The sequence below is a fragment of the Microbacterium sp. AZCO genome (genome assembly GCF_039614715.1).
Classification (GTDB): Bacteria; Actinomycetota; Actinomycetes; order Actinomycetales; family Microbacteriaceae; genus Microbacterium.
The window spans coordinates 3,392,872-3,406,374 of the sequence record NZ_CP154857.1 but is presented as its reverse complement, the minus strand read 5'-3'; the positions used below and the strand labels follow the sequence as shown (position 1 = coordinate 3,406,374).

Sequence of the window (13,503 nt, the reverse complement as noted above, 5' to 3'; positions counted from 1 at the left end):
GGTGCTCCTCGGCTCAGCGTCCGTGGAAGACGCCGGGGCGGCGGTCGGCGAACGCCGCCCGCCCCTCGTCGGCGTCCGCGGTCGCGAAGGTGATCGTCTGCATCTCGCGCTCGTACGCGATCGCCGCATCGAGCGGCAGGGTGAAGGCGGCGTGCAAGTTGGCCTTCGCGGTCTCGGCCGCGATCGGCGGGCGGGACGCGATCGTCGCGGCGAGCTCCTGCGCGCGCACCAGGAGCGCGTCGGGCTCGACGATCTCGCTCACGAGGCCCCACGCGAGCGCCTTCTGCGCATCGATGGGGTCGCCGGTCATGAGCATGAGCGCCGCGTTGCCCGCGCCGATCGAGTTGGCGAGCAGGGCGGACATCCCGCCCCCGCCGATCCACCCGAGCTTGATCTCGGGTGCGGCGAAGACGGCGGTGGACGCCGCGATCCGGATGTCGCACGTGAGCGCCGCCTCGAGGCCGCCGCCCATCGCGTAGCCGTTGACGGCTGCGATGAGGGGCTTGCGCAGCGCCCGCAGGGCGTCGCAGTAGTCGCGGCGGTTGCGGAACTCCCAGGGCGTCGCGTACTGATCGAGGGTCAGGATGTCGGACCCCGCGCTGAAGGCGCGGCCTGTGCCGGTGTACACGACGGCGCGGATGCCGGGGTCGTCGTTGAGGCCGGCCACGAGCTCGACGAGCGCGTCCGACATCTCCTGGGTGACGGCGTTGAGCTTCTCGGGGCGGTTGAGCCGGATCGTCGCGACGTGCCCGTCGACGTCGACCGCGATGAGGTCGGTGGGTGAGGCGTGTGCGGTCATGCGAAGACCCCCGGTGATGAGGAGCGGGCGGACGAGTAGAGCGACTGGAGGTCGTCGAGCGCGGCCGAGAGGCGCCCGCTCGCGAGGGCGTCGCGCACCACGGCCGAAGCGGCGGACTGGAACGGGATGTACCCCGCGAACCGCGGACGCACCCACGACTGGTCGATCGTCGCGCGGGTGGACGAGTAGAAACCGGATGCCGCGGCATCCACCCCCTCGTCGTCCCAGGCCGCGGCGGCGCTCGGCTGCCCGTCGTGCGCCGGGATGAACGCCGTCTGGGTGCGGGGGTCCAGCAGCCATGCGAGGTGCTCGAGCACCTCAGGGCTCGGCGTGCGGCGACGCGACACGGCGATGCCCGTGCCGCCGATCGTCGAGCCGATGCGTCCGCCCGCGTGCGGAGCGTCGCTGAACGCGACGCGCGGCGAGCTGTACGTGACGTAGCCGTAGACGAGCGGGACGCAGCCGATGTCACCGCGGTCGCGCATGCGGTCGAGGAGGCCGATGGGGTTGAGCCCGCTCGTGCCCGCGGGGGCCGTGGCGGACAGCGCCGCGAGCAGGGAGAGCGCCTCGGTCGCGGTCTCACGATCGAACAGGTCGGCGCCGCGGCCCGGGTCGTCGCCGAGCGCGACCGCGAGCGAGCAGAGGCTCAGGAACGCGTGCGGTCCCGCGAGGCTCAGCGCGACGAGCCCCTCGGCCGCGAGCGCGCGGACCTCGTCCCAGGTGCGGGGCGCGTCGGGCACGAGCGCCGGCACGCGGGCGCACACCTGCGTCGCGGCATCCAGCGGGAGCGCCCACAGGCGGCCGGCCATCCGGTACGACGCGAGGCTGGGGCCGACTGCCGCCGTGCTCCACGCCGCGACGAGGGCGCTGTCGAAGAGCTCGTCGATCGGAGTGAGGCTCTCGGTCGCGAGGGCGTCGCCGAGGTGCGGGTGGTCGAGCACGAGCAGGTCGTAGCGTGCGGCGAGCTCGTCGATCGGAGCGGACTCGAATCCCTCGAGCGGCTGCACCTCCCACCGGAGCGTGTCGCCCGCGCCGACGCGCGCGGCGGCCGCCTCGAGGGCGTGCCGGCCGCGCGGGTGGTCCCACGTGAGCCCGACGTAGTCGGTCACGACGCCTCGGCGGGGACGGCCGCGGGGGTCTCGGCGATGACGGCGTGCTCCAGCATCCCGTCGATCGTCTCGCCCGTGAATCCGAGCTCGGCGAGGATCTCCCGCGTGTGCTCGCCGACGAGCGGAGCGCCCCGCTCGATGGAGGCGGGCGTCTTGTGGAACCGGTAGGGGAAGCCCGGCGTCTTGATGTGGCCCTCGGTGGGGTGGTCGTACTCGACGAAGGTGCCGTTGTGGATGATCTGGGGGTCGTCGACGAGGTCGGCGTAGCCGTAGACGGGCCCCGCCCAGATGCCGACGCCGAGGAGCGTGTCGATCCAGTGTGCGGACGTGTCGCCCGCGAGCCGCGCCGCCGTCTTGGCGTAGAGCTCGTCGCGGTGCGTCCAGCCGTGCTCCTCGGCGTCGAGGCCCGCGAACGACGGCTCGCCGATCGCCTCGCCGAGCACCGCGAGATCGGCGAAGGCGAGCGCGATGTAGCCGTCCGACGTCGCGAAGACGCCGTACGGCGCACGGATGTAGACGTGCGCGTTGGGCTCCGAACCGCGCTGCTGGGGGACGCCGCCGACCGTGTGGACCGAGAGCTCCTGCATCTGCAGCGTCGTGAGGGCGTCGAGCATGTTGACCGTGACGAGCTGGCCCTCGCCCGTGCGCTCGCGGTGCAGCAGCGCCGCGAGCACGGCCTCGAACGCGGTCGACGCGGTGACGGCGTCGGCGAGGTACTGCCCCGCCGGCGTCGGCGGCTCGCCCGCGCGCCCGGCCGACAGCATCGCGCCGCTCATCGCCTGGAGGAGGAGGTCCTGACCCGGTCGGTCGCGGTACGGCCCGTCCTCGCCGTAGCCCGACATCGAGACGTAGACGAGTGAGGGGTTGAGGGCGCTCAGCGTCTCGTAGTCGAGGCCGAGGCGCGCGGCGACGCCGGGACGGTAGTTCTGGATGAAGACGTCCGCCGTGCGGACGAGCTCGCGCACGACATCCTTGCCCTCGTCCGACTTCAGGTCGACGGCGAGCGAGCGCTTGTTGCGGTTGAGTGAGAGGAACGACACGTTGATGCGGTTGCCCTGCGCGCCGCCCGCGGCGGCGAAGCGCTGCCATTCGCCCGCCGTCGGCTCGACCTTGATGACGTCGGCGCCGAGGTCGCCGAGTCGCTGCGCCGCGAACGGACCCGCCATCGCGATCGAGCAGTCGACGACGCGGTAGCCGTCGAGGATACGGGAGGGAGTGGTCATCGTAGGGGGCTCTCGTTCGTCAATCGTGGACACGGATCTCGGCGCCGCCCGCGGCGGACGAGCGCAGGAGCGCTTCGATGAGCTCGACCGAGCGGGCGGCGACGTCGACTCCGGAGTTGTTCTCGGTCGCGGCGCCCGTGATGAGGTCGATGAAGCGGGCGGGCGGCTCGAGGCACTCGTACTCGCCCTCGCCCTCCGCGATCGCGACCTCCTCGCGCTCGCCGTCGTAGCGGCTGAGGGTCACGCGCTCGCGCTCGACGTCGATCATGAGGACGCCCTCGGTGCCGAACAGGCGGATGTCCACCTGGTATTTGTCGCCGTCCGCGAGGGTCGCGGCGCCGCTGAGCGAGCCCAGGGCTCCGTTGTCGAAGCGGACGACGCCGGCGTCGAAGAGGTCGACGGGGGCACCGGCATCCATGACACGGCCCGCGACAGTCGCGGCGCGCAGGCCCGTGAGCCAGAAGAGGAGCGCCGACGAGTGCGTCACCTGACCGTGAGCGTAACCGCCGCCGCGGGCGGGGCTCGACCACGTCGTCGGGTCGGGTGCGGTCTCGGAGTTCCAGCGCTCGAGCATGTGCGTGGGGTCGCTGCCGAACAGCCCCCGCGTCGGCGACGCCATGTGACAGAGGGCGTACTGGATCTCGCCGATGCGTCCCGCCTCGAGCATGCGCTTCGCGGCGACCGTGAAGGGCTTGTAGTTCCACCCGTACGGCACGAGGAAGACGGTGCCGGCGCGCTCCGCGCGGGCGGCGAGGTCCCACGCCTCGGCGGCGTGGAGCGTCATGGGCTTCTCGCACAGGACGTGCAGCCCGCGGTCGAGCGCCCGCGCCGCGAGCGGATGGTGCAGGTCGTGCGGCGTCGTGATGACGACGGCGTCGAGGCCCGCGTCGAAGAGCTCGTCGGCGGACTCGGTGGCGAACCCGAAGCCGAAGCGGTCGCGGATCGCCGGGAGGTCGGGCCCGAGGCCGCAGACCCCCACGAGTTCGACGTCGTCGCGGGCCGCGAACAGCGGGAAGTGATTGCTCGTCGCCCACCAGCCCGCGCCGATGGCGCCGAGGCGCACGGGCGCCGTCACGAGACCCACTCCCACGTGCGGATGCCGTCGCGCGCGCCGACGGCGACGGCGCCGCCGGCCGCGAGGCGCTCGAGATTGCCCGTGACGGGGAAGATCAGGTACTCGGCGGCGCCCGCGGGCCACGGCCCGAGGTCGCTCGCCACCCGGTGGATGAGCTCGAGGGTCGTGAGAGCCCCGCCCGCCGCGCGCAGCTCGGCCGAGATGACGTCGTCGATTCGGTCGGTGTAGGCGCGCGACGAGCGCAGGAACTCGGCGACGGCCGGGCCCTCGTACACCGGGTAGTGCGCCGTGAGCAGCAGGTCGGCCCCGGGCGCGGCGAGCCGGTCGATCGAGGCGACGTAGTCGCTCGCGTCGCGGTACGTCGGCGGGAAGGCCGCGCGGCCGTCGGCATACGGCACGGTCTCGCCGAGGACCGCGTCGGAGATGACGAGCGCCGAGTTCTGCGCGTCCCACAGCGCGAGGTGACCGGGCGAGTGGCCCGGGACGGCGAGAACTGTGATCGAGCGATCGCCGAGGTCGAACGTCTCGCCCCCGTCGAGGGCGCGCTCGACGGGCACGAGGCCCGTCGACGCTCGCACATACGCCGTCGTCTCGGGCGGATCGTCGAAGCCGTCGGGCTCGGCGAACTCGCCGTAGCGCCCGCGGATGAGCTTCTCGACATCCTCCGTCATCGCGACGTCGGCCCGACCCGCGAGGAACTCCGCGTGCGGCGCGGCCGCCGCGAGCGCGGCGTTGCCGCCGGTGTGGTCGAAGTCGCAGTGCGAGCTCACGACCCAGCGCAGGCGCTCGAGATCGAACCCGATCGAGGACAGATAGGGGAGGAGCGTCCCGGGGACGCTCTCGGCGATCCCCGTGTCGAAGAGCACGGCCCCTGCCGGCCCCTCGAAGAGATACATGGCGATGAAGCGCTCGCCGAGGGGCGCCTGGATGCGGTGCAAGCCGGGACGGATCTGCATCACGCCTGCCACGTGCTGTCGGTGACGAGGTGGAGGCCGGTGCGCTGCGACCGCACGTGCGGCCCCTCGGGTGTCGTCCACGAGTCGGCGCCGCGGCTCTCGGCGATGAGGCGCTCGTCGATCGAGACCCCTACGCCGGGCTCGTCGCCGAGCACGACGCCGCCGTCGGCGATGTGCTGGTCGAGGGTCACGCCGACCGGCGCGCCGAGGTCCTGGATCTCGGCGGACAGGTGATTCGGCACGGCGGCCGCGGCCCCCGTCACAGCGTAGTTCGCGGTGAGTCCGACGGGGCTCACGGGGAGGTCCCTGCTGTGCGCGACGAGTGCGACCCGCAGGAAGTGCGTGATGCCCCAGACGGCGCCAGCCTGCGCGATGTCGACGGCGTGCGCGTCGAAGAGCGGCCGGAACTGCTCGAGCCCAGTGAGATTCTCGCCCGTCGCGACGGCCGCCCGCACCGATGAGGTCAAGCGGGCGTGGCCCGCGGCATCCCATCGCCTCAGCGGCTCTTCGATCCACGTGAGGTCCACGGCCCGCTCGACCTCGGTCACGTAGCGGACGGCCTGCTTGAGGTTCCACGACTCGTTCGCGTCGAGCATGAGGGCGGGGTGCGGTGTGTTGACGCTGAGGACGTCGGCGAGGATGCGCAGCCGGCGCACGTCGGCCTCGGCATCCCGCCCGCCCTTGAGCTTGCCGCTCGTGAACCCGCGCTCGGCCATGCCGGTGTAGAACGCGGCGAGCCGGTCGTCGTCGAGGGCGATGTCGAGGCCCGACGCGTACCCCGTCACGAACCGGTCGGCCCCGCCGAGCAGCCGCCACAGGGGCTCGCCGGCGGCCTTGGCCTTGAGGTCCCACAACGCCATGTCGAAGGCGCCGATGCCGCCGAACGTCGCCCCGGCATGGCCCGTCTTGAAGACGCGCGCGAGCATCGCATCGTAGAGCGACGACACCGACCGCGGGTCCTTCCCCTCGAGCGCGGGGAAGATGCGGTCGAGGTCATGGTGCGAGCCCATGCCGATGCCCTCCACGCCCTCGTCGGTCTCGATGACGACGAGCGGCACCTCGGTGATGCCCGACACGATGAACCCGTTGGCGTCGCCGACGGGACGCCCCCAGTCGTGCCGTGTCTGCAGCGTGCGGTATCCCGTGATCTTCATATCGCCCTTGATTCTCGATCGAGTGGACGCTAAACAGCATACATCACATGTATGGCGTGTTGGGAGAAGAATGGTCGGGAACCGGATGCCGCGGGCTACAGTGGCGCCATGAGCGACCAGTCCCCAGGCCTGCGCGAGAACCGGGCGCCCTTCGATCGCATCGGGGTCGCGGTGCTCAACGAGCTCGTCGAGATGATCGTCTCGGGTCGTGTGCAGCCGGGTGACACCCTCCCGCCCGAGGCCGTACTCAGCCAGCAGTTCGGCGTGAGCCGCACCGTCATCCGCGAGTCGATGAAGCGGCTGCAGGAGAAGGGCATGGTCACGGTCGCGCAGGGGCGCGGCACGCACGTCAACGAGATGAAGGCGTGGAACTTCATCGACCCCCTCGTGCTGTCGTCGCTCATCGGCCACGACGACGCGCTCGGCATCCTCGACGACCTGAGCGTCGTGCGCGGGGCGCTCGAGGCGGCCATGGCGGGCGCCGTCGCGGCGAATGCGGACGACGAGACCGTCGAGCGGCTGCGCGTGAGCCTGCAGGACATGCGCGACACGATCGAGGACTCCGAGGCCTTCCGGCAGGCCGACATCCGCTTCCACCAGGCCGTCATGGAGCTCTCGGGCAACCTGCTCGCCGAGAACATCGCGCTCGTGCTCTTCGACCGCGCCCTCGAGAGCACGCGGTACCACGGCGTCGACCCCGAGCACGCGTTCGAGATGACGATGACGGAGCACGAGCGCATCCTCGAGGCGATCGTGGAACGGGATGCCGCGGCCGCACGCCGCGCGATGGACGAGCACATCCTGGGCTCGTGGGAGCGGCGTCGCATGCCGACGCTCAAACGCGGCAAGGACTGAGCCATGCACGGCGCTCGGCCGGAGCGTCCGTCCCCGCGCCTTCGTGCAGGACGCCTGCCCGGACCGCCTGCCCGGACGAAGCTCGCCGACGCCTGGCCGCGCTGACCGCGCGTCGCTCGCGTCTCAGCGCTTGACGGGCGTCCGCGGCGGGAACTTCACGAGGAGCAGCAGGACCAGTCCCACGGCCAGCACGATCGCGATGCCGAGGATGCCCCAGTACGTCGCGCCGAACACGGCGATGAAGAGCGTCCACAGGGCGGGGGAGAGGAAGCTCGCGACGCGACCGGTCGTCGCGTAGAGGCCGAAGATCTCGCCCTGCATCCCCTCGGGCGTGACGCGGGCGAGGAGCGAGCGGCTCGCGGCCTGTGCCGGTCCGACGAAGGCGGAGAGGATGAGTCCTCCGACCCAGAAAACCGGCTTGCCTGCGGCGTGTCCGAAGAAGACGACGAGCGCGATGACGACGAGGCCGGTCAGGGCCGTGATGATGACGGCGCGGGCGCCGAACCGGTCGTCGAACCGGCCCGCGATGATCGTCGACGCGCCCGCGACGACGTTCGCCGCGATCGCGAAGATGAGCACCTCGTTGTCGCTGAAGTGGAAGGCCACGGCGGCCAGCACGCCGCCGAAGGCGAAGACGCCCGCGAGTCCGTCCCGGTAGACGGCGCTCGCCAGCAGGAACCAGAACGTCGGCCGGTGCGTGCGGTAGAGCGCGACGATGTCGCGGACGAGCACGCCGTACGCCGCGAAGAAGCCGACTCGCTCCACTCCGACGGGTGCCGGCGCCTCGGGCACGTTGAGGAAGAGCGGCAGCGCGAAGATGAGCGTCCACACGCCGCAGCCGACGGCGATGAGGCGGTAGGCCAGGCCGTTCGAGGTGTCCATGCCGAACCAGTCGGCGAAGGTCAGTGCGATGACGATCGTCAGCGCGACGATGCCGCCGATGTAGCCGAGGCCCCAGCCGAGGCCGCTGACCTTGCCGATGGTCTTCGGGGTCGAGACCTGCACGAGCATCGCGTTGTAGTTGACGCCCGCGATCTCGGACACCACGGCGCCGACGGACAGCACGAGGGCCCCGTACCAGAAGTAGGCCGGATCGGCCTGAGCGAAGAACAGCGCGAACTGCAGCAGCGCGAGCAGCACCGTGAAGACGAGCAGCCACCGCTTGCGGCTGCCCGATCGGTCGGCGGTCTGCCCCAGCACGGGCGCGAGGAGCAGGATCAGGATGCCTGCGATCGTCGTCGCCAGGCCGTAACCGCTCGAGAGTCCGGCGAGGGCCTGCTCGCGGGCCGGGTCGTCTTCGGCGAGCTTCGCCACGTCGTCGGGCAGGAAGTTCGCCGAGACGAGGTACAGCGAGGCGAAGACGAAGGTGAGGAGCACCGAGTTGAACGGCTGCGTCGCCCAGTCCCACATCGCCCACGACGCGACCTGCTTGCGGGGGATGGGCGTCTCGTCCGTCGTGTCCTGGAACATGACGCCGACCGCCGCGATCGCGCCGCTGTTCGCCGCGGCGGGCGGCTGCGGCTTTCCGTCGGGTGCGGAGGAGCTCATGTCGGTCACGTTATGGCCCTTCGATGAACGGCGGGTGCCGCCGCGCGCGGCGCCGCAGCATCGCGACGCGTGGCCAGGCTACTCGCGGCCCCCGACGGCCGGGTCGCCCGGCCGGGGTGAGCCCGGCGCGTCCTCGACTCGGATCCACTCGTCCCCGCCGGACGACCGCATCCACGCCTCCCGAGGGCCGTGCCACTCGCGGACGACGCCGGCGAGCCAGATGGTCGAATCGGGCGCCCAGCCGGCGATGACGGATGCGTACTCGTCGTCGATGGGGACGAGCTCCATCGCCGCCGAGAGGTAGCCGAGCGTCGTGAGGTGCACGGCATCCCACTCTCCGGCTACGCGCTCCCAGTCCGGGATCAGCCATCGACCGTCACGCCCGGTGAGCCGGAACCAGTCATGCCGCCGCGCCGCCGTCACCTCCATCGGGTAGGTGCGGCAGAGGTCGCTCCACTCGTTCGCCGACCGGACCTCGAATGTGCGCCCGGCGCCGCGGACGGGAATGAGCGTGGCGGTCTCCCAGCCCGGGGAGTCCTCGATCAGCTCGAGCGCATCCGCGATGCGGGCGCGCGTCGAGAGCAGCCGCTGCGGCACCGACCACCAGATGCCCGACCGGTTCGCGTGCGGATCGCGCGGACGCTCGCGCTGCGCCCGCTCCTCGTCGGCGCGCTGCTCCGCGGCCCAGGACGCAAGCGCGGCGGACGGGTCGGTCATGAGGGGCGCGGTGTCGGTCGGCGCCCGCCAGTCGATGGCCCACTGCTCCGTCGCGCGGGGTTGGCGCCAGGCCGTGCCGACGGCGACGGCTTCGGCGACGCCGAAAAGCGCATCGCGGACGTCGGGGAGGGATGCGACGCCATCCTCCGCGTCAGGGGCCTGCCAGTACCGGGCGGAGTCGACCGATGCGCGCAGGGCGGCGCGAATGAGCGCCGCGTCCGCCGATCGGGCATCGAGGGCGGCGATGCGGTGCGCGAGTTCAGCGGAAGCAGCCACGGGCGGCGGCGGATCGGCGGTGCCGTCGGCTCGCGTCAAGAAGACGACGTGACCGCGATCTTCGCCGTCGGCCAGCCAGAACACCTCTTCCCGGATGCCGGGATCCGCTGCCATCGCGTATTCGAGACAGAGTCGCCGACCACGCCGGCCGCTGAGAAGCGCGTCGGCGGCCGAGGACATGGATTCACCCTGCCAGACAGCTCCGACAAACGGGCACGCGCCAGAACGTCGTAGGTATGTTCTAATCTCAGGCTATGTGCACGAGTGAGGTGCTCCACTGCGAAGACGCCGCCGCAATCGTCGGCGAGCTCGATCGCGTGCGGCGTGCACTGGCTTCTCTCGAAGCCGAGCGGACGCGCCTCATCGACGCACTGCGCCGCGCGAATGAGGCGCACCAGGAAGGCATTGTCGTCTCCGCAGCAGCCCAGGCGCGCCGCGGGGTGAGCGAGGAACTCGGAGCGGATGCCGGGGAGTGGGTCGAGCGATCGACGAGGTCCGAGGTGGCGTGCGTCCTGCGCATCACCGAACGGCAGGCTTCCCACCTCATCGTCGAGTCGCGCGTGCTGTGCTCCGATCTGCCCGGCACCATGTGCGCGCTGAGCGCGGGCGAGATCTCCTATCGGCATGCGGCGTCCCTGGTGGAGGACGCCGAGATGTTCGCCCCTCATCACCGGCCGGCCTTCGAGCAGGCGGTCCTCGCCGGGCGGCTCGACGTCACCGCCAACCGGTTCGCGCACCGCTCTCGTCGGATTCGCGAGCACCTCGATCCCGAGACGATCGACATCCGCGCGGAGCGCGCCACGGGCTCGCGGACGGTGACGATGCAGCCGGCGAGAGACGGCATGGGCTGGCTCATGGCGTACGGGCCGATCATGCAGGTGCGGCTCGCACACACCCTGATCACGGGGATCGCCCGGGACGAGCAGGAGTCCGGCGACCCGCGCACGCTCGGACAGCTTGGCTTCGACGCGCTCATCGACGCGCTGCTGCGCAGCGGTCGGCCCCACGGAGTCGCCGACGGAGCGGACCCGGCACAGGCGCTCCGCGGCGTGCAGGTCGACGTGACGGTGACGGTGCCCGCGCTGAGTCTCCTCGGCGAGAGCGACGAGCCCGCGGTGATCGACGGCTACGGTCCGATCCCGCTCGAGGTCGCGAAGACCCTGGCCGCGGGCGCCCCTTCCTGGAACCGCGTGCTCACGCATCCCGTCACGGGCGTGCGGCTCTGCTACGACCGAGAGACGTATCGCGTGCCGTCGCCGCTGCGATCATGGCTGGCCGAGCGCGACGGCTCGTGTCGGTTCCCCGGGTGTGAGGCTCCCGCGGTCGGGTGCGACGTCGACCACAACCAGGCGTGGGTCGACGGCGGATGCACCGATCACGGCAACCTCGCGCATCTGTGCCGCAAGCACCACCGGTTGAAGCATCACACCCGCTGGTGGGCGAGGTTCGAGGACGAGCTGCTCGTGTGGACGAGTCCGTCCGGACGCGAGTACGCGACCGGTTCCCGTGAAGATCGCGGCCCACTGCTGGCCCCGCTGAGACAGTGAGCCCCATGAAGCGGCGCCCTCGCATCGGCCCGCCGTTCGACCTGGAGCTCGCCCCGATCAGCCGCCCGTCAGCGCTGCCTGCCGACCGATCAAGAGCAGGTTGAGGCCCCATCCGGCGAGAGTGACGAAGATGATCGCACCGGCCATCGCCAGCAACTGGATCGGCTGGACCAGGATGCCGAGGCTCACGATGAGGGTCGTCGCGCCCGCGGGCGGGTGCGGCAGCTTGATGAGCGTCAGGACGAGCGTCGTGATCGCGACGGACAGCGCGCCGGCGACGAGGTAGCCGGGCGTCAGGCCGCCGACCGGCGCGGGCGGTGTGCCCTGCAGGCCCAGGGCGTAGAAGCACCCGGCACCGACGAGCAGACCGACCCCGTGGCCGACGAGGGCGTTGCGCGGACGCGACGACGGCTGCTCCGGCGACTCGAAGAACAGCATGACGGTCGGGCCGAGGCTCGGGAACAGCCACGGCTGCTTGAGACCCAACCCGATGGCGCCGCTCAGCGCCAGCACGACGAGCGAAAGGATGGCGGCATACGAAGCCGAGCCCAGGCGGGTCCGGCGCAGCCCGACGACAGTGTGGTTCACGATGACTCCTCGTGCGCCAGTCTTCGACCGACCGGAGGCAACACCGCATGCCCTCGACAAACGCCCACGCGCGTGCCACTATCCGCCCGCCGGCGAGGGATTATCCGCCCGCCGGCGAGGGGGGCGGGATGCCGCGGCTCAGGTGTCGCGACTCACGTCCCCGCGAGGCGGGCCACGAGCGGCGCGAAGCGTGTCGCGAACTGGCCGGGGACCGTCAGATAGGAGACCCCGGTCCGTGAGCGGAGCTCGAGCAGCGCCGCGGCGTCGCGCTCGACGTCGCCGGTCAGCATCATGACGGCACCGGCCGCCCGGAGCTCATCGGGGTTCAACCCCAGCTGGTGTCGCAGCCAGTCGGGCAGGTCGTCGCCGACGCCCGTGACCTGCAGGGCGAGCTCGAGATGGGCGCCCGCGACGGCGCGCACCCGATCCGTGAGCGTCGCGAGCTGGTCGGCGTCGACGGCGGGGGACGTGGGCAGAGTGAGCGTCGTCGCGGTGCGGCCGGCGAGGCGCAGCATCCGGTCCCCGTGGCCTGCGATCACGATCGCAGGCGCCGGGTCGACCCCGCCGCGCACCGCCTCGATCGTCGCCTCGACGCGGTCGACCCGCTCCTTCGGAGATCCCCACGCGACGCCGAGCGTCGACGCATCGTTCTCGCCGCCGGGGCGGCCCGCGCCGATGCCGAGCTCGAAGCGTCCGCCGGCGAGGGCCTGCAGCGTCTTCACCTCACGCACGACCTCGGCTGGTCGACGCAACGGCGCCGAGGCCACCCACGTGCCGAGCCGAAGGGTCGTCGTGATGACCGCCGCGGCGGCGAGGACGAGGAAGGGCGACGGCGTCCAGAGCGTGTCGGGCACGAGCAGCGTGGAGTAGCCCTGCCCTTCGAGCTCCCGGGCCGAGTCGGCCCACTCCTGCGCGCTGCCGCGCACGGACATGACCGCGCCGAAGCGGAAGGGTCGAAGATCGCTCATGACGCGATTCTCACGCTGCGCAGGATGCCGCGCATCCGCTGGAGGGAGACACTCCGCCTACTCCCCGAGCAGTACCGCGCGCTGGGGATATCTCTCACGGCGATCGGGCGGTTGCCGATAGCGTGTGCGCCATGCAGCATCCGCGCCGCTCCAAGACGGCCGTGCTCGGCGTCAAGACGGCCGCCGTCGGCCTCGTCGCCGTCCTCCTCGTCGCGCTCGCCGGCTGCACTCAGTCGTCCAGCGGAAGCCGTGCGACGCTCTACGACGGCATCGACGCGCTCGCCGCCGACAGCTCCGCGATCGTCATCGGCACGGTGACCGCGCAGCACACCGAGGACGACGCCACCGTGTCGACGGTCGAGGTCGACAACGCTCCGTCCAACCCGCAGCTCGCCGCCCATCTCGACGATCCCGGCACCCCCGTGGCCGTCGGCGATGCGATCGACGTCCGAGAGATCGGCGATCCCCTGCTCACCGTCGGCGAGGAATACCTTCTCTTCGTCACGCCGACGATGCTGACCGGCCCCGCGGCATCCGACTACTACGTCACGGGCGCCCACGCGGGCGTCTATATCCGCGACGGCGAGGTCATGCGCCGCGTGGTGACCGACACCGGCGACGATCTGCCCGAGACGATCTCGATCGCCGGTGGGACGGAGGAGTAGACCCGAGGCCCGTACCGTGGAGA

Annotated in this window: 13 protein-coding genes; 3 read left to right on the top strand and 10 right to left on the bottom strand. The window is 71.6% G+C overall.

From position 1 onward, the window contains the following. Positions 1–13: 13 nt before the first annotated feature. From AAIB33_RS15555 to AAIB33_RS15530, 6 genes are read right to left on the bottom strand one after another with little or no spacing between them, the layout of a single operon-like run. The gene (locus AAIB33_RS15555) at positions 14–799 is read right to left on the bottom strand and encodes an enoyl-CoA hydratase/isomerase family protein (RefSeq protein ID WP_345800868.1); all 786 of its coding nucleotides are present in this window, start codon (positions 797–799) and stop codon (positions 14–16) included. Further along, a complete protein-coding gene (locus AAIB33_RS15550) occupies positions 796–1,908 on the bottom strand; it encodes a hypothetical protein (RefSeq protein WP_345800867.1) in 1,113 nt (370 codons plus the stop codon). Before AAIB33_RS15550 ends, AAIB33_RS15555 begins: the two co-directional genes overlap by 4 nt. Then, the gene (locus AAIB33_RS15545) at positions 1,905–3,131 is read right to left on the bottom strand and encodes a CoA transferase (RefSeq protein ID WP_345800866.1); all 1,227 of its coding nucleotides are present in this window, start codon (positions 3,129–3,131) and stop codon (positions 1,905–1,907) included. The genes AAIB33_RS15550 and AAIB33_RS15545 overlap by 4 nt, the downstream gene beginning before the upstream one ends. 19 nt (positions 3,132–3,150) lie before the next feature. Continuing rightward, the gene (locus tag AAIB33_RS15540) at positions 3,151–4,206 is read right to left on the bottom strand and encodes a Gfo/Idh/MocA family oxidoreductase (protein WP_345800865.1); all 1,056 of its coding nucleotides are present in this window, start codon (positions 4,204–4,206) and stop codon (positions 3,151–3,153) included. After that, positions 4,203–5,162 carry an MBL fold metallo-hydrolase gene (locus AAIB33_RS15535; protein ID WP_345800864.1) on the bottom strand — a complete coding sequence of 320 codons (960 nt, stop codon included), beginning with the start codon at positions 5,160–5,162 and terminating at the stop codon, positions 4,203–4,205. Before AAIB33_RS15535 ends, AAIB33_RS15540 begins: the two co-directional genes overlap by 4 nt. Further along, a complete protein-coding gene (locus AAIB33_RS15530) occupies positions 5,162–6,316 on the bottom strand; it encodes a mandelate racemase/muconate lactonizing enzyme family protein (RefSeq protein WP_345800863.1) in 1,155 nt (384 codons plus the stop codon). Before AAIB33_RS15530 ends, AAIB33_RS15535 begins: the two co-directional genes overlap by 1 nt. Positions 6,317–6,424: 108 nt before the next feature. Between AAIB33_RS15530 and AAIB33_RS15525 the strand changes: the two genes are divergently transcribed. Further along, positions 6,425–7,171, top strand: coding sequence for a FadR/GntR family transcriptional regulator (locus tag AAIB33_RS15525; RefSeq protein ID WP_345800862.1), 747 nt, complete (start codon positions 6,425–6,427; stop codon positions 7,169–7,171). A 123-nt stretch (positions 7,172–7,294) separates the two neighbouring features. On the opposite strand, the gene AAIB33_RS15520 is transcribed toward AAIB33_RS15525, so the two are convergent. Both AAIB33_RS15520 and AAIB33_RS15515 read right to left on the bottom strand, forming a co-directional pair. Continuing rightward, positions 7,295–8,719, bottom strand: a complete 1,425-nt coding sequence (locus AAIB33_RS15520) for an MFS transporter (RefSeq protein ID WP_345800861.1) — start codon at positions 8,717–8,719, stop codon at positions 7,295–7,297. 78 nt (positions 8,720–8,797) lie between these two features. Next, on the bottom strand, positions 8,798–9,826 hold the full coding sequence (locus AAIB33_RS15515; RefSeq protein WP_345800860.1) for a hypothetical protein: 1,029 nt from the start codon (positions 9,824–9,826) through the stop codon (positions 8,798–8,800). Between the two features lie 140 nt (positions 9,827–9,966). Between AAIB33_RS15515 and AAIB33_RS15510 the strand changes: the two genes are divergently transcribed. Continuing rightward, the gene (locus tag AAIB33_RS15510) at positions 9,967–11,259 is read left to right on the top strand and encodes a DUF222 domain-containing protein (protein ID WP_345800859.1); all 1,293 of its coding nucleotides are present in this window, start codon (positions 9,967–9,969) and stop codon (positions 11,257–11,259) included. A 57-nt stretch (positions 11,260–11,316) separates the two neighbouring features. Here the strand turns inward: AAIB33_RS15510 and AAIB33_RS15505 are convergent, their stop codons facing one another. Next, the gene (locus AAIB33_RS15505) at positions 11,317–11,847 is read right to left on the bottom strand and encodes an HPP family protein (RefSeq protein ID WP_345800858.1); all 531 of its coding nucleotides are present in this window, start codon (positions 11,845–11,847) and stop codon (positions 11,317–11,319) included. 152 nt (positions 11,848–11,999) lie between these two features. Next, on the bottom strand, positions 12,000–12,815 hold the full coding sequence (locus AAIB33_RS15500) for an LLM class flavin-dependent oxidoreductase (protein WP_345800857.1): 816 nt from the start codon (positions 12,813–12,815) through the stop codon (positions 12,000–12,002). Positions 12,816–12,946: 131 nt separating this feature from the next. On the opposite strand from AAIB33_RS15500, the gene AAIB33_RS15495 reads away from it, so the two are divergent. Further along, the gene (locus AAIB33_RS15495; protein ID WP_345800856.1) at positions 12,947–13,480 is read left to right on the top strand and encodes a hypothetical protein; all 534 of its coding nucleotides are present in this window, start codon (positions 12,947–12,949) and stop codon (positions 13,478–13,480) included. Positions 13,481–13,503 lie beyond the last annotated feature (23 nt).